This is a genomic window from Streptomyces sp. Mut1 (assembly GCF_030719295.1).
Taxonomy (GTDB): domain Bacteria; phylum Actinomycetota; class Actinomycetes; order Streptomycetales; family Streptomycetaceae; genus Streptomyces; species Streptomyces castrisilvae.
On sequence record NZ_CP120997.1, the window covers coordinates 1,733,330 to 1,748,712 of the forward strand.

Below are 15,383 nucleotides of genomic sequence, written 5' to 3' on the forward strand. Positions count from 1 at the left end.
GCCCCTCGCCGTGGGCCGGGGCCCGGCTCAGGCGGCGCCGAGGCGGTTGGCGGTGTGGACGGCGCGGAGCACCGCCGCCGCCTTGTTGCGGCACTCGTTGTCCTCGGCGACCGGGTCGGAGTCGGCGACGACGCCCGCCCCGGCCTGGACGTAGGCGGTGCCGTCGCGCAGCAGGGCGGTGCGGATGGCGATGGCGGTGTCGGAGTCCCCGGCGAAGTCGAGGTAGCCGACGCAGCCGCCGTACAGGCCGCGGCGGGTGGGTTCCAGCTCCTCGATGATCTGGAGGGCGCGGGGCTTGGGGGCGCCGGAGAGGGTGCCGGCGGGGAAGCAGGCGGTCAGCACGTCGAAGGCCGTGCGGCCCTCGGCGACGCGGCCGGTGACGGTGGAGACGATGTGCATCACGTGCGAGTAGCGCTCGATGGACATGAAGTCGACCACCTCGACGCTGCCCGGTTCGCAGACCCGGCCCAGGTCGTTGCGCCCGAGGTCGACGAGCATCAGGTGCTCGGCGCGCTCCTTGGGGTCGGCGAGGAGTTCGTCGGCGAGCGCCTGGTCCTCCTGCGGGGTGGCGCCGCGGTGCCGGGTGCCGGCGATGGGGTGGACCATCGCCCGGCCGTCCTCGACCTTGACGAGTGCCTCGGGGCTGGATCCGGCGACGTCGAAGCCGTCGAACCGGAAGAGGTACATGTACGGCGAGGGGTTGGTGGCGCGCAGGACCCGGTAGACGTCGAGGGCGCTCGCCGTGCAGGGCGTCTCGAAGCGCTGGGAGGGCACGACCTGGAAGGCCTCGCCGGCCCGGATGCGCTCCTTCACGTCCTCGACGGCGTCCTGGTAGGCCTTGCCGCCCCAGAGCGCGGTGTACGGGGGCAGCTCGGAGGCGGGCAGGGCGGCGGGGGCGTTCTCCACGGGGCGGCGCAGGTCCCGCTCCATCGCGTCGAGCCGGGCGACCGCGTCGCCGTACGCCTCGTCGACGCCGGTGGCCAGGTCGTTGTGGTTGATGGCGTTGGCGATGAGCAGGACGCTGCCGTCCCAGTGGTCCAGGACCGCGAGGTCGGAGGTGAGCAGCATGGTCAGCTCGGGCAGCTTCAGGTCGTCGCCGCCGCTGTCGCCGATCTTCTCCAGGCGTCGCACGATGTCGTAGCCGAGGTAGCCGACCATGCCGCCGGTGAAGGGCGGGAGGCCGGGTTCCTGGTCGTGCGGGGTGTGCAGGGTCTCGATGGTGGCGCGCAGGGCCTGGAGCGGGTCGCCGTCGACGGGGACGCCGACGGGCGGGGTGCCGAGCCAGTGGGCCTCGCCGTCGCGGGTGGTGAGAGTCGCGGCGCTGCGTACGCCGATGAAGGAGTAGCGCGACCAGGTGCGGCCGTTCTCCGCGGATTCGAGGAGGAAGGTGCCGGTGCGTTCGCCCGCGAGCTTGCGGTAGAGACCGACCGGGGTGTCGCCGTCCGCGAGGAGGCGGCGGGTGACGGGGATGACGCGCCGGTCGACGGCCAGCTTGCGGAACGTGTCGAGGTCCATGGCGGCAGACCCTACTGTCCGAGCAGGACGTCGGCGTCGAAGCAGGTGCGGTCACCCGTGTGGCAGGCGGCGCCCGTCTGGTCGACCTTGACGAGGACGGTGTCGGCGTCGCAGTCCAGGGCGACGGACCTGACCTGCTGGATGTGGCCCGAGGTGTCGCCCTTGACCCAGTACTCCTGGCGGCTGCGCGACCAGTAGGTGCAGCGGCCGGTGGTGAGGGTGCGGTGCAGCGCCTCGTCGTCCATCCAGCCCAGCATCAGTACCTCGCCGGTGTCGTACTGCTGGGCGATGGCCGGGACCAGTCCGTCGGCGCCGCGCTTGAGGCGGGCGGCGATGGCGGGATCGAGGGCGCTGGCGGGGCGGGGGGTGCCGGGCGTGGGCGTGCTGGTCATGCGCCCATTGTGCCGTGGTGGCGCGGGGCGTCCCGGCGTGCGTCCACTGGGCGGACGGGGGACGGCGGCCGTACGCTGGCGGGCATGTCGACCCATGCGAAGCGCGAACGACTTCTGCTCGCCGACCTGTTGGAGGCGGCGGGCCCGCAGGCCCCGACCCTCTGCCACGGCTGGACGGCCCGTGATCTCGCGGCCCATGTGGTGGTGCGGGAGCGACGGCCGGACGCGGCGGCCGGGCTGGTCGTCGGACCGCTGCGGAACCGGCGTGACCGGGTCATGGCCGAGTTCACCGCGAAGCCGTACGAGGAACTGATCCAGCTCATCCGTACGGGTCCGCCGCGGATGTCCCCGTTCGGGCTGAAGCAGCTGGACGAGGCGGCGAACACGGTGGAGTTCTACATCCACGCCGAGGACGTGCGCCGGGCCCAGCCCGACTGGTCGGCGCGGGAGCTGGACCCGGTCTTCGCCGATGTCCTGTGGTCGCGTACGGAGAAGGCGGCCCGGATGCTGGGCCGCAAGGCGCCGGTGGGTCTGGTCCTGCGCCGCCCGGACGGGCAGACCGCGGTGGCGCACCGGGGCACGCCGGTGGTGACGGTGACCGGTGAGCCGGGCGAGCTGCTGCTGTTCGCGTTCGGGCGGCAGGAGGCGGCGCGGGTGGAGCTGGAGGGTGAGCCGGACGCGATCGGCCGGGTGACGACGGCGAAGCTGGGCATGTGACCCGCCCGCGCCTCGTACGCGGTGCCCGGCGCGGGAGTCGTACGTACGTGCGCCCGGTTCAGCGCGGGAGTTCGGCGCGGCGCAGTGGGGTGAGGACGAGGCCGGTGAGGGCGCCGGCCGCGCATGTCCCGGCGCTGGTGACGAAGACGGGACCGGTGCCCCACAGGGCGACGGCGGCTCCGGTGACGGGGTAGCTGAGCGGTGCGAGGGCGTGGGTGAAGAGCGTGGAGACCGAGGTGACCCGGCCGAGGTAGGCGGGGTCGGCCGCGGTCTGGATCAGCGCGCCGCACAGGGCGCCGCCGAGTCCCGCGAAGAGTCCGATGAGGACGGCGACCCCCGCGGCGAGGGGCAGGGAGGGTGCGTACGCCAGGGCGCCGATGGCGACCGCGCCGATCAGCACGGTGACGCACATGGTGAGCCCGGCCCTGGGTGCCCGGCCGCGCACGGTGAGGAGCAGTGCGGAGGCGCCCGCGCCGACGCCGAAGGCGGCGACGATCCAGCCCATGCCCGAGGCGCCCCAGCCGCGTTCGTCGCTGAGCAGGATCAGGCCGAGGTTGAGGGGGCCGACGAAGCCCAGTTCGCTGAGGGCGACGACGAGCATGACGGGGCCGAGCAGCGGGTGGCGGCAGATGTACCGCAGCCCGTCGGCCAGTTCGCGCCGGGCGGTGCCGGCGGGTTCTGCCGCGTCTTGTTCGGGCAGCGGGCTCATCCGTACGGCCAGCAGGAGGGGCAGCGAGACGGCGAAGAGCACGCCGGCCGCGCCGAAGGCGAGGACCGGTCCGCCGAGGGCCACGGCCGCGCCGCCGAGCGGGGCGCCGACGACGTTGGCGGTGCGGGCGGCGAGGCCGCGCATGCCCTGGACGCGGGCGAGCTGGGAGGCGGCGGTGATCCTGGGCGGCAGGGCGCCGACGGCGGGCAGGAAGAGGGCGTCGACCGCGCCGAAGACAAGCGCGACGGCGACCAGCATCCACACCGTGGGCGAGGTGAGGAGCAGGGTGCCGGCCAGGCCGAGGATGACGAGGCAGCGCGCGGTGTCGCTCGCGACGACCACGCGGCGCGGCCCGAGCCGGTCGGCGAGCACTCCCCCGCCCAGCAGCAGCACGGCCCGGGGTATGGAGCCCACGGCGAGCACCAGGCCGGTCTGCGAGGCGGTGCCGGTGCGGGTGGCGGCCCAGGCGAGGGCCATGTAGTAGACGCTGTCGCCGACCATGGACGCGGTGTACGCGCCGAGCCAGCGCAGGACGTTGCCGTCGCGGTGGGCCGGGCGGCCGGGTGCCTCGTCGAAGACGGGCAGGGTGGCGGTCACGGGATCGTCCTCTCGGGTCACCGGGTCAGGTCCGGAACGGGAAGCCGTACAGGTGCAGGGCGACGTTCTCGCGGTTCTCGGTGTCCCCGGCCTCCTCGCGGGTGCGGCCCTGTGCCTCGTACCGCTTGACGAGCGCGTCCATCTCGCGTTCGAGGGCGGCGAGCTCCTCGGGGTTCAGCCGGGCCAGGTATTCCGAGCCGAAGGAGGCCCTGCGCCACTCGGGTGCCCAGCCGGGGGTCGCGTCGAGGTGGCGGCGGTACATGTCGACGTGCTGTTCGAAGGAGAGCCGGCTGACGGCGGCGTGCGTGGCGACCTTCTCGGGGGCGTCGCGGAAGTCCTCGTCGTAAAAGCGCAGCCCCTTGGACGCGGGCTGCCACCAGCGCTCACGGGCATCGCTCCCCTGCCCCTCGGCCTCCTCGATCAGGCCGTGCTCGGCGAGCTTGCGCAGGTGGTAGCTGACGAGCGAGACCGCTTCGTCGACCTGCTCGGCGAGCTGGGAGGCGGTGGCCTGCCGGGCGATGTACAGCGCCCGGTAGAGCTTCATCCGCAGGGGGTGCCCGAACGCCTTGAGGGTGCCGAGGTCGGAGACCCGGCGTGATTCGTCGCTTGCCATGCCCCGACCGTAGATAGGAAAGGAAAGTTGCGCAATATCTATTGCGCAATAAAAGTTGCACGCCTGCTTCCGGGGCGCTGCGCGGTGACAGGGCGCGGGGGCGGGGACTGTGCGGGGGCACAGGCGGGGGCGCGGGCGCGGCGAGCGGGGGGGGGCGCGGCCAGCGGGCGCGGGCGCACACCCGCCTGACCACGCCCCCGCAGCGGGGACCGGCCACGGCTCCCCGGCGCGAGCCCGCGCCGCCCAGGGCCCGTCTTCAGCCGGGGAGCAGGCGCCGGGCCGCCAGGGCCAGGGAGACCTCGACCGCGTCGGACGGGCGGGTCAGGCAGCGGCCGGTCAGCTGCTCGAAGCGGCGGAGCCGGTTCAGGACGGTGTTGCGGTGGCAGTAGAGGCGGGCGCCCGCCCGGGGGGCCGAGCCGTCGCAGTCGAACCACGCCGTGAGCGTGTCGATGAGCACGTCCCGGTCGGCCGGGTCCAGCCGGTCCAGGGGCCCCAGCACCCGGTGGGCGAGGGCCGTGCCGAGTCCCGGGGACGAGACGACCAGGGCGGCGGGCAGTTGCTGGTCGAGCAGGACCACCCCGCCGTCCGCCGGGCAGGCCCGCAGGGCGGTCTCCGCGAGCCGCCGGGCGTCCCCGACCGCCGCGAGGCCGTCGACGGCCGAGCTGATGCCGACCCGGGCCCCGGGCGGTACGCGCAACTCCGCGGCGAGCGCGAGGAGCGCCCCGTCCCCGGCGTCCACCGCTTCCGCCCGCTCGGGCTCCCCGGGCACGGCGGGTTCGTCCGCACCCGGGTCCGCGTCCCCGCCCCGGCCCAGCGGCAGGATGGCGAACTCCGCCTCCGGGCCCGCGTGCCAGAGCGCGTCCGGGCCCGCGGGCAGTTCCAGGCGCGGATGGATGGCGCCGTACGGGGAGCGGCGGGCGTCGACGAAGGCGAGGACCGCGTACCGGCCGTCCTCCGGCAGCCCGAGCACGGCGGCGGTGTCCGGGAGGTCGGCGATCTGCGCGGTGCCGTCCAGCAGGGCGGCCGTCATCAGGCGCTGGCGGTTCTCCCGGCGCCAGGCCAGCCGGCGCTCGGCCCGCCGGTAGGCGTCGGCGACGACACCGCAGTGCTCGTCCACGAAGTTCCAGACGTCCGCGGCGACATGGACGAGCAGCCGGACGTCCTCGGGGTGGCGGCGCGCGGTCTCGTCCACCAGGTCCTGCCAGACCATCGCCCCGCCCATCCGGAACGCGTGCAGGACCGCGTCCAGCGGCACCCCCTGCTCCGCCCGGACCTCGCCGATCCGCCGGGAGGTGCGGTGTGCGGCGTCCCGGAACTCGCGGGGCTGGATCAGCGAGCCGACGTTGTGCCGCAGCGACTGGTGCACCTCCTGCCAGATCTCCGCCGGGTCGGCCTCGATCGCCGCGCGGTAGCCGGGCTCCCGCTCGCGCAGCGCCTCCACCATCCGGTCCGTCAGCTCCGGCAGCGCCGCGACCAGCACCCGGGCGGCCCGGTGCAGTACGGCGACCGCCTCGCGGTCGGCCAGCGAACGGAAGCGGCGCGGGACCGGGGCGACGGGCGGCGGCGCGTGCAGCGCCCTGACCCGTGAACGTACGACCTGTGGCATGGCGGCCTCCACCGGGATTCGGCCGGCTCGGTCAACGGCCGGCTCCGGTTCGCCCTGCCCAGCACGAGGCACGGGCGCACCGAATGATCCTGACGCCCGCAGAATGACATACCGCCCAGTCGGTACCTAGGGGTCTGCGTCCTCCTTCTCATCACGGTCCTGCAACCTCGCCGCTCCGGACCCGCCCCGAAGCGGCCCCGGACCGCCCCCGCAGCGGTCCGGGGCCTGGTTTCTACCGCCTCCCGTCCAGCAGCCTGGCCAGCTCCGTCCGGGAGCGCACCCCCAGCGCGGCGAACACGTTGCGCAGATGGTGGTCGACGGTCCGCGTGCTCACCGAGAGCCGCAGCGCCACCTCCCGGTTGGTGGCCCCTTCCCCGACGCACCGGGCGATCCGCTGCTGCTGCGGGGTCAGAGCGGCCAGCGGATCGGCGCCCCGGGCCGGGTCCGGCGCTTCCACCGACTCCCCGGCGGCCCGCAGTTCACCGCTGGTCCGGTCCGCCCAGGCCCGCGCGCCGCAGCGTTCGAACGCCACCAGCGCGTCCCGCAACGGCTCCCGGGCCTCCCGGGTGCGGCGGCGCCTGCGCAGCCAGGAGCCGAACAGGAGGCGGGTGCGGGCGTGTTCGAAGTCGCCGCCCGCCCGGTCGTGGTGGGCGAGCGCCTCCTCGTACCGCCCGGCCACCTCGCCCGGCGGCGCCAGCAGGGCCCGGCAGCGGGCCAGTTGGGCGGGTACCTGGGGGTCCGTGGTGCGGGTGGCCCACACGGCGAACTCCCCCACCGCGTCGGCCACCGGATCCACGGCCCTCCCCCGGCGCGCCCGCCCGGCCCGCACCGACGCCTCCACGTAGCAGGGGACGGCGAGCATCCTGGTGGCGAAGTGGCCGCGCCCCGGCCCCGGCCGCACCAGCGGGTCGAGCCGGGTCGCCGCCTCGGCCGAGCGCCCCGCCGCCAGATCGGCGCGGGCCTGCGCCCAGGTGGCCAGGGTCGCGGCCTGGACGAGCCCGTGCGGTGCCGCGCCCGCCAGGGCGGCGTCGGCGTGCGCGGCGCACTCCCGCGCCCCGCCCTCCACCGACGCGGCGAGGGCCAGCACGGCGTGCAGATGGGCGGCGGCGTTGGGCTGTCCGCAGCGGCGGGCCGCGCGCAGGCCGTCCAGCGCGTGGGCGCGGGCGCGGGCATGGCGTCCGGCGCGCAGTTCCGCGTAGGCCAGGTGTTCCAGGGCCTGCGGCAGCAGCGCGTCGGCGCCGCTCGCGCGCACGGCGGCCAGCGCGCGGACCCCGGCCCGGCAGGCGGCGTCGAGATCGCCGAGCACCAGCCCCGCCGCCCCGCTCCGCAGCAGGGCCGCGGGGTCCTGGGACCGGGCGGCCGAGCCGAGCAGGCGGCGCAGCAGCGCGTGCCCCTCGCCGATCCGCCCGCGCAGCACGGCGCACATGCCGTCCCGGTACTGCGCGAGGGCCCGGTCGGGTACGTCGGCGGGGATACGGGTCAGCGCGTCCAGGTAGCCGAGGGCGTCGCCCGCCGCCCAGGCGGCCTCGGCGGCGCCGAGGAGGGCGTCGAGCGCGCGGCCGGGTTGACTCGGGGCGAGCAGGGCGGCGGCGGTGAGCAGGGCCTCGTGGGCGTCGGGGGCAGGGCCGTCCCGCAGGGCGAGCAGGCCGCGTACGTGGTGGGCGGCGGGGTGCGCACCGGCCCTGGCCAGCAGTGCGCGGGCCCGCCCGGGGTCCCCGGCGAGCCGGGTGTGATCGGCCGCCGCCGCGAACCGGGCCGCCCGCAGCGCCTCGCCCGGGGTCAGGCCGGCGGCGCGGGCGAGTGCGGCGGCCCGCTCGGCGTGCGGACGAGGCGCGGCGGCGGCCTCCAGCGCGTCGGCGAGCGGCGCGTCGGGCCCGGTGGCGGCGCAGGCCCGCTGGACGAGGGCGGCGAGCGGGGCGGAGCCGCACGGGCCGGTCGGAACGGGGCCGTTGACCGGGTCCGAGCAGCTCGATCCGGTCACCACGGGACCGGCGACCGGGTCCAGGCCGCACAGGCCGGTCGGAACGGGGCCGGCGACCGGGTCCAGGCAGCTCGGGCCGGTCACCACGGGACCGGCGACCGGGTCCAGGCCGCACGGGCCACTCACCACAGAACCCTCGACCGGGTCCAGGCCGCACGATCCCGTCACCACACCGCCCGCACCCGGCTCCGGGCCGCGTCCCCCACCCGTCAGGAGGCCGGCCAGCAGGTCGTGGACCGCGCGGCGGTGGTGCGGGGGTGCTCGGTGCAGGAGGGCGCGGCGCAGCAGTGGGTGGCTGAAGTGGACGCGGTCGCCCGCTCGTTGGAGGGCGCCCGCGGTGCCGCCCGGGGCGAGCAGGGCCAGGTCGAGCGCGGCGGGACGGACGGCTGCCGCGAGGGCGGCGCGGCGTACGAGGTCCAGGTCGGCGCCGGCGCCCTCCGGTTCGTGCGCGTGGGCGGCGGCGGCGATCAGCAGGAGGGTGCGGGTGGCGGCGGGCAGGTGGCCGAGGCGGGCGGCGTGGGCGGCCAGGACGTCGTCGCCGCCGGGCAGCGGGTGGGGCAGCGGGGTCCGTCCGGCGAGCTGTGCGGGGGTGAGCCGGGCGGTGAGACCGGCGAGCAGCCGGGGGTTCCCCGCCGCCTCGCGCAGCAGCTCGCCGCGGACCACCGGGTCGGCCCGGTCCGTCCCGGCCGCTTCGGTGAGCCGGTCCAGGAGCGCCGAGGCCGCCTCGTCGCCGAGGGGGCCGAGGCGGAGCGCGGGCAGCCCGGCGAAGCCCGCCCCGTCCCCGGCGCCGATCACCGCGGCGACCCGGCTGCGCGGGCCGAGCCGGCGGGCCGCGAAGGCGAGGGCGGCCCTGGAGCCGGGGTCCCAGGCGTGGGCGTCGTCCACGCACACCAGCAGGGGCCGCTCCGCACCGAGCCGCCGCAGGAGGGCGAGGAGGGCGGCGGGCGGGAGGCCGTCGCGCAGCACCCGGTCGGGGTCGAGGGGCAGGGGGCCGGGCGCGGAGCACAGCAGGGCGTGCAGGCCGCTGTGGGGCAGCCACTGCTCGGCGGGGGCGGCGGTGGCCCACAGCACGGGTCCGGTGTGCCGCTCGCGGTGTGCGGCGGCGGTCCGGTCCAGCAGTGCGGTGAGGCCCGTGCCGGGCGGGGCCGTGAGGACCAGGGCCCCGCCGTCGCCCTGCCGAAGGCGCGTCAGGAGGGTGTCGAGGACGGCGAGTTCGGCGCCGCGGCCGTACAGCCGGGGCGGACTGTGCACGGTCGTGGGGGGAGTCACGCCGGGCACGCTACGTCCGGGGGTACGGAGCCGGAAGGCGCGCGGCGGCCCACGGGGCGCCCTCCCAAGGAGGAGCGCCCCGGGCTGTGCGCCGGCACAGCCGGCCGGGGTCAGCGGACCGGGTGTCCGGCCTCCGCGAGGGCGCCCTTGACCTCGGAGATCCGCAGGTCGCCGAAGTGGAAGACGGACGCGGCCAGGACCGCGTCGGCCCCGGCGTCGATGGCCGGTGCGAAGTCCGCGAGCCGGCCCGCGCCGCCGGAGGCGATGACGGGGACGCCGACGTGCTCGCGTACGGCGGCGATCATCTCGGTGTCGTAGCCGTCCTTCGTGCCGTCGGCGTCCATCGAGTTGAGCAGGATCTCGCCGGCGCCGAGTTCGGCGGCCCGGTGGGCCCACTCGACGGCGTCGATGCCGGTGCCCCTGCGGCCGCCGTGCGTGGTGACCTCGAAGGTGCCGGCGGGGGTGCGCCGGGCGTCCACGGAGAGCACCAGGACCTGGCGGCCGAAGCGCTCGGCGATCTCCCGGATCAGCTCCGGCCGGGCGATGGCCGCCGTGTTGACGCCGACCTTGTCCGCGCCGGCCCGCAGCAGCTTGTCGACGTCGTCGGGGGTGCGGACGCCGCCGCCGACGGTGAGCGGGATGAAGACCTGCTCGGCGGTGCGGCGCACCACGTCGTAGGTGGTCGCCCGGTCGCCGCTGGAGGCGGTGATGTCCAGGAAGGTCAGCTCGTCGGCGCCCTCGGCGTCGTACAGCTTCGCCATCTCGACGGGGTCGCCCGCGTCGCGCAGGTTCTGGAAGTTGACGCCCTTGACGACCCGGCCCCCGTCCACGTCGAGGCAGGGGATGACGCGTACCGCGAGGCTCATCGCGCCCCCGCCCGGTAGGCCTCGACCTCGACCTCGACGACGAGGCCGGGGTCCACGAAACCGGACACGACGATCATCGAGGCGGCCGGGCGCACGGCGTCGAACAGCTCCTTGTGGGCGCGGCCGACCTCCTCCGTGTCCCGGGCGTGCATGACGTACATCCGGGTGCGGACGACGTCCTCGCGGCCCAGGCCCAGCTCCTTCAGCGCGTCGAAGGCGACCCGGAAGGCGGTGACGGTCTGCTCGTAGGGGCCGCCGGAGGCGATCTCGCCGCCCGCCACCGAAGTGCAGCCGGCCACCAGCACCAGCCCGTTGGGCAGTTCGACCGCGCGGGAGTAGCCGAACTTCTCCTCCCAGGGACCGCCGGAGGAGACACGGCGTACGGAATCGGTCATACGGAGACCGCCTCCAGCGCCTCTTCGAGGGTGAACGCCTTCGCGTACAGGGCCTTGCCGACGATGGCGCCCTCGACGCCTGCCGGGACCAGTGAGGCGATGGCCCGCAGGTCGTCCAGCGAGGAGACGCCGCCGGAGGCGACGACGGGCTTGTCGGTGGCGGCGCAGACGTTCTTCAGGAGCTCCAGGTTGGGGCCCTGGAGCGTGCCGTCCTTGGCGATGTCGGTGACGACGTAGCGGGCGCAGCCCTCGGAGTCGAGGCGCTCCAGCGTCTCGTAGAGGTCGCCGCCGTCGCGGGTCCAGCCCCGGCCGCGCAGGGTGGTGCCGCGCACGTCGAGGCCGACGGCGATCTGGTCGCCGTGCTCGGCGATGACCTTGGCGACCCACTCGGGGGTCTCCAGGGCGGCGGTGCCGAGGTTGACCCGGCGGCAGCCGGTGGCCAGGGCGGCGGCGAGCGAGGCGTCGTCGCGGATGCCGCCGGACAGCTCGACCTTGATGTCCATGGCGCCGGCCACCTCGGCGATGAGCGCGCGGTTGTCGCCGGTGCCGAAGGCGGCGTCCAGGTCGACCAGGTGCAGCCACTCGGCGCCGGCGCGCTGCCAGGCGAGTGCGGCCTCCAGCGGGGAGCCGTAGGACGTCTCGGAGCCGGACTCGCCGTGCACCAGGCGGACCGCCTGGCCGTCGCGGACGTCTACGGCGGGGAGCAGTTCAAGCTTCGGCATTACAGCGTCTCGATCCAGTTGGTCAGCAGCTGGGCGCCGGCGTCGCCGGACTTCTCGGGGTGGAACTGGGTGGCCCACAGCGCGCCGTTCTCCACGGCCGCCACGAACCGTTCGCCGTGCGTGGCCCAGGTGACCCTGGGGGCGCGGATCTTCGCGTTGGTGACTTCGAGGGACCAGTCGTGCGCCGCGTAGGAGTGCACGAAGTAGTACCGGGCCTCGGGGTCGAGTCCGGCGAACAGCTGGGATTCCTCGGGGGCTTCGACGGTGTTCCAGCCCATGTGCGGGACGATGTCGGCCTTCAGCGGGCCGACGGTGCCGGGCCACTCGTCCAGGCCCTCGGTCTCCACGCCGTGCTCGATGCCCCGCTCGAAGAGGATCTGCATGCCGACGCAGATGCCCATGACGGGGCGTCCGCCGGCCAGCCTGCGGCCGATGACCCACTCGCCGCGGGCCTTCCTCAGGCCCTCCATGCACGCCGAGAACGCGCCGACGCCGGGCACCAGCAGCCCGTCGGCGTTCATCGCGGTGTCGAAGTCACGGGTGATCTCGACGTCCGCGCCGACGTGGGCGAGGGCGCGCTCGGCGGAGCGGACGTTGCCGAAGCCGTAGTCGAAGACGACGACCTTCTTCTTCGTATCCACGTGTGCTCCCTCAGTCCCAGAGGCCCTGGATCCGCATGACGCCCGCTACCAGGCACATCACGGAGGCGATCGACAGCAGCACGATGACGCCCTTGGGCATGCCCTGCTTCGAGAAGGAGTAGACCCCGCCGGCCAGGAACAGGCCGACCAGGATCAGGATGGTGTTCAGGCCGGTCACAGGGCGCCCTTCGTGGAGGGGAGGATGCCGGCCGCGCGCGGGTCGTGCTCGCTGGCGTAGCGCAGGGCGCGGGCGAGCGCCTTGAACTGGCACTCCACGATGTGGTGCGCGTTGCGCCCGTACGGGACGTGGACGTGCAGGGCGATCTGCGCCTGGGCGACGAAGGACTCCAGGATGTGCCGGGTCATCGTCGTGTCGTAGGCGCCGATCATGGGCGCCATGTTCTCGGGCTCGGTGTGCACCAGGTAGGGGCGGCCGGAGAGGTCGACGGTGACCTGGGCGAGCGACTCGTCCAGCGGGACGGTGCAGTTGCCGAAGCGGTAGATGCCGACCTTGTCGCCGAGCGCCTGCTTGAAGGCGGCGCCGAGCGCGAGGGCGGTGTCCTCGATGGTGTGGTGCGAGTCGATGTGCAGGTCGCCGTCGGTCTTGACCGTGAGGTCGAACAGACCGTGCCGGCCGAGCTGGTCGAGCATGTGGTCGTAGAAGCCGACCCCGGTCGCGACATCGACCTTTCCGGTGCCGTCGAGGTCGATCTCGACGACCACGGACGTCTCCTTGGTGGTCCGCTCCACTCTTCCTACGCGGGCCTCGCGAGTCATGCGTCGTGCTCCTTCTTCAGTCCGCGCACCGCATCGAGGAACGCGTCGTTCTCTTCCGGGGTCCCTGCGGAGACCCGCAGCCATCCCGGTACGCCGTTGTCCCGGACCAGGACGCCCCGGTCGAGGATGTACTCCCAGGCGGCGTGGCTGTCGGCGAAGCGGCCGAACTGGACGAAGTTGGCGTCCGATTCGGTGACGTCGAAGCCGGCGCCGCGCAGCTCGCCGACGATCCGGTCGCGCTCGCTCTTGAGCTGCGCGACGTACCCGAGGAGCGTATCGGTGTGCTCCAGGGCGGCGAGCGCGGTGGCCTGGGTGACGGAGGACAGGTGGTAGGGCAGCCGCACCAGCTGGACCGCGTCCACGACGGCCGGGTCGGCGGCGAGGTAGCCGAGGCGGAGCCCGGCGGCGCCGAACGCCTTCGACATGGTGCGCGAGAGGACCAGGTGGGGGCGGCCCCCGATCAGCGGGAGCAGCGAGGGGTGGTGGCTGAATTCGCCGTACGCCTCGTCCACCACGACCATCGACGGCTTGGCCGCCTGCGCCGCCTCGTACAGCGCGAGGACGGTCCCGGCGTCGACGGCGGTGCCGGTGGGGTTGTTGGGGGAGGTGATGAAGACGACGTCGGGCCGGCGCTCGGCGATCACCGCGCGGGCGGCGTCCACGTCGATGGTGAAGTCCTCGTTGCGCGGCCCGGAGATCCAGCCCGTTCCGGTGCCGCGGGCGATGAGGGCGTGCATGGAGTACGAGGGCTCGAAGCCGATCGCGGTGCGCCCGGGTCCGCCGAAGGTCTGGAGCAGCTGCTGGAGCACCTCGTTGGAGCCGTTGGCCGCCCAGACGTTGGCGGTCCCGACCTCGTGCCCGGCGGTGCGGGTGAGGTAGCGGGCCAGCTCGGTACGGAGTTCGACGGCGTTGCGGTCGGGGTAGCGGTTGAGGTCGCGGGCGGCCTCGCGGACCCGTTCGGCGATGCGGTCGACGAGCGCTTCGGGCAGCGGGTACGGATTCTCGTTGGTGTTGAGGCGCACGGGTACGTCGAGCTGCGGCGCCCCGTACGGGGACTGGCCGCGCAGCTCGTCGCGGATGGGCAGGGCGTCCCAGGGGTTGAGCGCGGTGCGGTCGTTCGTCACTGCTGCGGAACCTTCCACCCGAACCTGGCCTTGAGCGCGGCGCCGTGGGCGGGGAGGTCCTCCGCCTCGGCGAGGGTCACCACGTGGTGGGTGACCTCGGCGAGCGCGTCGCGCGTGTAGTCGACGATGTGGATGCCGCGCAGGAAGGACTGCACGGACAGGCCCGACGAGTGGCAGGCGCAGCCGCCGGTGGGCAGGACGTGGTTGGAGCCGGCGCAGTAGTCGCCGAGCGAGACGGGCGACCAGGGGCCGACGAAGACCGCTCCGGCGTTGCGGACCCGGCCGGCGAGCGCGGCGGCGTCGGCGGTCTGGATCTCCAGGTGCTCGGCGGCGTAGGCGTCGACCACCGTGAGCCCGTCCTCCAGGTCGTTGACCAGGACGATCGCGGACTGGCGGCCGGCCAGCGCGGGCTCGATGCGCTCCTTGACGTGCTTGGTCGCGGCGACCTGCCGGGCCAGCTCGGCCTCGGTGGCGGCGGCCAGCTCCTCGGAGTCGGTGACCAGGACGGCGGCGGCCATCGGGTCGTGCTCGGCCTGGCTGATCAGGTCGGCGGCGACGTGCACCGGGTCGGCGGTGGCGTCGGCGAGGACGGCGATCTCGGTGGGTCCGGCCTCGGCGTCGATGCCGATGCGGCCCTTGAGGAGGCGCTTGGCGGCGGCGACGTAGATGTTGCCGGGTCCGGTGACCAGGTCGACGGGCAGGCACTCCTCGGTGCCGTACGCGAACATCGCGACGGCCTGGGCGCCGCCGGCCGCGTAGACCTCGTCCACCCCGAGCAGGGCGCAGGCGGCCAGGATCGTGGGGTGCGGCAGTCCGCCGAACGCCTTCTGCGGCGGGGAGGAGACGGCGAGGCCCTCGACGCCCGCCTCCTGGGCCGGGACGACGTTCATCACGACGGAGGACGGGTAGACCGCGCGGCCGCCCGGCACGTAGAGCCCGACGCGCTGGACCGGCACCCACTTCTCGGTGACGGTGCCGCCGGGGACGACCTGGGTGGTGTGCGTGGTGCGGCGCTGCTCGCGGTGGACGAGGCGGGCGCGGCGGACCGACTCCTCCAGGGCGGCGCGGACGGCCGGATCCAGCTCTTCGAGCGCCTGTGCGAGGGCGGCGGCGGGCACCCGGACCGACTCGATCCGGACGCCGTCGAACTTCTCCCCCCAGTCGATCACTGCCGCCGAGCCACGATGGCGTACGTCCTCGCAGATGGGCCGCACCGTCTCCAGGGCGGCTTCCACGTCGAACTCGGCACGGGGCAGCAGGTCGCGCAGGACGCCGCCCTCGGGGAGGACATTGCCGCGCAGATCGATTCGAGAGATCACCCGGCAATTCTCGCAGACCGCCGCGAACGTCCGGACGCCCGTATCACTGGCTGATACATGCCCCCGCTGTGACGGCTGACTATGTGCGTTCATCCGGTCACCCAGAGGGAATAACGGGATCACGCCTCCGAACGAAAGGG

15 protein-coding genes are annotated in these 15,383 nt (G+C 74.7%); 1 reads left to right on the forward strand and 14 read right to left on the reverse strand.

Annotated elements, in window-relative coordinates:
• Nucleotides 1–27 precede the first annotated feature (27 nt).
• Both P8A18_RS07335 and hisI read right to left on the reverse strand, forming a co-directional pair.
• Complete coding sequence (locus P8A18_RS07335) at nt 28–1,515, reverse strand: anthranilate synthase component I (protein ID WP_306052838.1); 1,488 nt, start codon at nt 1,513–1,515, stop codon at nt 28–30.
• Nucleotides 1,516–1,526: 11 nt separating this feature from the next.
• Nucleotides 1,527–1,907 (reverse strand): phosphoribosyl-AMP cyclohydrolase, encoded by a 381-nt coding sequence (gene hisI / locus P8A18_RS07340; protein WP_306052839.1) that lies wholly within the window; start codon nt 1,905–1,907, stop codon nt 1,527–1,529.
• 84 nt (nt 1,908–1,991) lie between these two features.
• On the opposite strand from hisI, the gene P8A18_RS07345 reads away from it, so the two are divergent.
• Entirely contained in the window at nt 1,992–2,624 is a 633-nt protein-coding gene (locus P8A18_RS07345) for a TIGR03085 family metal-binding protein (protein WP_306052841.1), read from the forward strand.
• A gap of 58 nt (nt 2,625–2,682) precedes the next feature.
• On the opposite strand, the gene P8A18_RS07350 is transcribed toward P8A18_RS07345, so the two are convergent.
• The 12 genes from P8A18_RS07350 to hisD form a co-directional block, all read right to left on the reverse strand.
• Nucleotides 2,683–3,930 (reverse strand): MFS transporter, encoded by a 1,248-nt coding sequence (locus P8A18_RS07350; protein ID WP_306052842.1) that lies wholly within the window; start codon nt 3,928–3,930, stop codon nt 2,683–2,685.
• 25 nt (nt 3,931–3,955) lie between these two features.
• A complete protein-coding gene (locus tag P8A18_RS07355) occupies nt 3,956–4,543 on the reverse strand; it encodes a winged helix-turn-helix domain-containing protein (RefSeq protein WP_306052844.1) in 588 nt (195 codons plus the stop codon).
• Nucleotides 4,544–4,799: 256 nt separating this feature from the next.
• On the reverse strand, nt 4,800–6,149 hold the full coding sequence (locus P8A18_RS07360; RefSeq protein ID WP_306052846.1) for an RsbRD N-terminal domain-containing protein: 1,350 nt from the start codon (nt 6,147–6,149) through the stop codon (nt 4,800–4,802).
• 232 nt (nt 6,150–6,381) lie between these two features.
• Complete coding sequence (locus P8A18_RS07365) at nt 6,382–9,399, reverse strand: AAA family ATPase (protein ID WP_306052848.1); 3,018 nt, start codon at nt 9,397–9,399, stop codon at nt 6,382–6,384.
• 110 nt (nt 9,400–9,509) lie between these two features.
• A complete protein-coding gene (gene hisF / locus P8A18_RS07370) occupies nt 9,510–10,265 on the reverse strand; it encodes an imidazole glycerol phosphate synthase subunit HisF (protein WP_306052850.1) in 756 nt (251 codons plus the stop codon).
• The gene (locus P8A18_RS07375; RefSeq protein ID WP_306052852.1) at nt 10,262–10,660 is read right to left on the reverse strand and encodes a RidA family protein; all 399 of its coding nucleotides are present in this window, start codon (nt 10,658–10,660) and stop codon (nt 10,262–10,264) included. Before P8A18_RS07375 ends, hisF begins: the two co-directional genes overlap by 4 nt.
• Nucleotides 10,657–11,382 carry a bifunctional 1-(5-phosphoribosyl)-5-((5-phosphoribosylamino)methylideneamino)imidazole-4-carboxamide isomerase/phosphoribosylanthranilate isomerase PriA gene (gene priA / locus P8A18_RS07380; RefSeq protein ID WP_306052854.1) on the reverse strand — a complete coding sequence of 242 codons (726 nt, stop codon included), beginning with the start codon at nt 11,380–11,382 and terminating at the stop codon, nt 10,657–10,659. The genes P8A18_RS07375 and priA overlap by 4 nt, the downstream gene beginning before the upstream one ends.
• Nucleotides 11,382–12,023 carry an imidazole glycerol phosphate synthase subunit HisH gene (gene hisH, locus P8A18_RS07385; protein ID WP_306052856.1) on the reverse strand — a complete coding sequence of 214 codons (642 nt, stop codon included), beginning with the start codon at nt 12,021–12,023 and terminating at the stop codon, nt 11,382–11,384. Before hisH ends, priA begins: the two co-directional genes overlap by 1 nt.
• Nucleotides 12,024–12,033: 10 nt before the next feature.
• The gene (locus tag P8A18_RS07390) at nt 12,034–12,201 is read right to left on the reverse strand and encodes a CG2302 family histidine operon protein (protein ID WP_306052858.1); all 168 of its coding nucleotides are present in this window, start codon (nt 12,199–12,201) and stop codon (nt 12,034–12,036) included.
• Entirely contained in the window at nt 12,198–12,800 is a 603-nt protein-coding gene (hisB, locus tag P8A18_RS07395; RefSeq protein WP_037711239.1) for an imidazoleglycerol-phosphate dehydratase HisB, read from the reverse strand. Before hisB ends, P8A18_RS07390 begins: the two co-directional genes overlap by 4 nt.
• On the reverse strand, nt 12,797–13,924 hold the full coding sequence (locus P8A18_RS07400) for a histidinol-phosphate transaminase (RefSeq protein ID WP_306052860.1): 1,128 nt from the start codon (nt 13,922–13,924) through the stop codon (nt 12,797–12,799). Before P8A18_RS07400 ends, hisB begins: the two co-directional genes overlap by 4 nt.
• Nucleotides 13,921–15,243: a histidinol dehydrogenase gene (hisD, locus tag P8A18_RS07405; protein ID WP_306052862.1), complete on the reverse strand. Its 1,323-nt coding sequence runs from the start codon at nt 15,241–15,243 to the stop codon at nt 13,921–13,923. The genes P8A18_RS07400 and hisD overlap by 4 nt, the downstream gene beginning before the upstream one ends.
• Between the last annotated feature and the right edge of the window lie 140 nt (nt 15,244–15,383).

Excerpts from the sequence above, each read along its gene's own strand:
- hisF (WP_306052850.1), bottom strand. The coding sequence starts at position 10,265 with ATGAGCCTCGCGGTACGCGTCATCCCCTGCCTCGACGTGGACGGGGGC.
- P8A18_RS07335 (WP_306052838.1), bottom strand. The coding sequence starts at position 1,515 with ATGGACCTCGACACGTTCCGCAAGCTGGCCGTCGACCGGCGCGTCATC.
- priA (WP_306052854.1), bottom strand. The coding sequence starts at position 11,382 with ATGCCGAAGCTTGAACTGCTCCCCGCCGTAGACGTCCGCGACGGCCAG.
- P8A18_RS07360 (WP_306052846.1), bottom strand. The coding sequence starts at position 6,149 with ATGCCACAGGTCGTACGTTCACGGGTCAGGGCGCTGCACGCGCCGCCG.
- P8A18_RS07375 (WP_306052852.1), bottom strand. The coding sequence starts at position 10,660 with ATGACCGATTCCGTACGCCGTGTCTCCTCCGGCGGTCCCTGGGAGGAG.
- hisI (WP_306052839.1), bottom strand. The coding sequence starts at position 1,907 with ATGACCAGCACGCCCACGCCCGGCACCCCCCGCCCCGCCAGCGCCCTC.
- P8A18_RS07345 (WP_306052841.1), top strand. The coding sequence starts at position 1,992 with ATGTCGACCCATGCGAAGCGCGAACGACTTCTGCTCGCCGACCTGTTG.
- P8A18_RS07355 (WP_306052844.1), bottom strand. The coding sequence starts at position 4,543 with ATGGCAAGCGACGAATCACGCCGGGTCTCCGACCTCGGCACCCTCAAG.
- hisB (WP_037711239.1), bottom strand. The coding sequence starts at position 12,800 with ATGACTCGCGAGGCCCGCGTAGGAAGAGTGGAGCGGACCACCAAGGAG.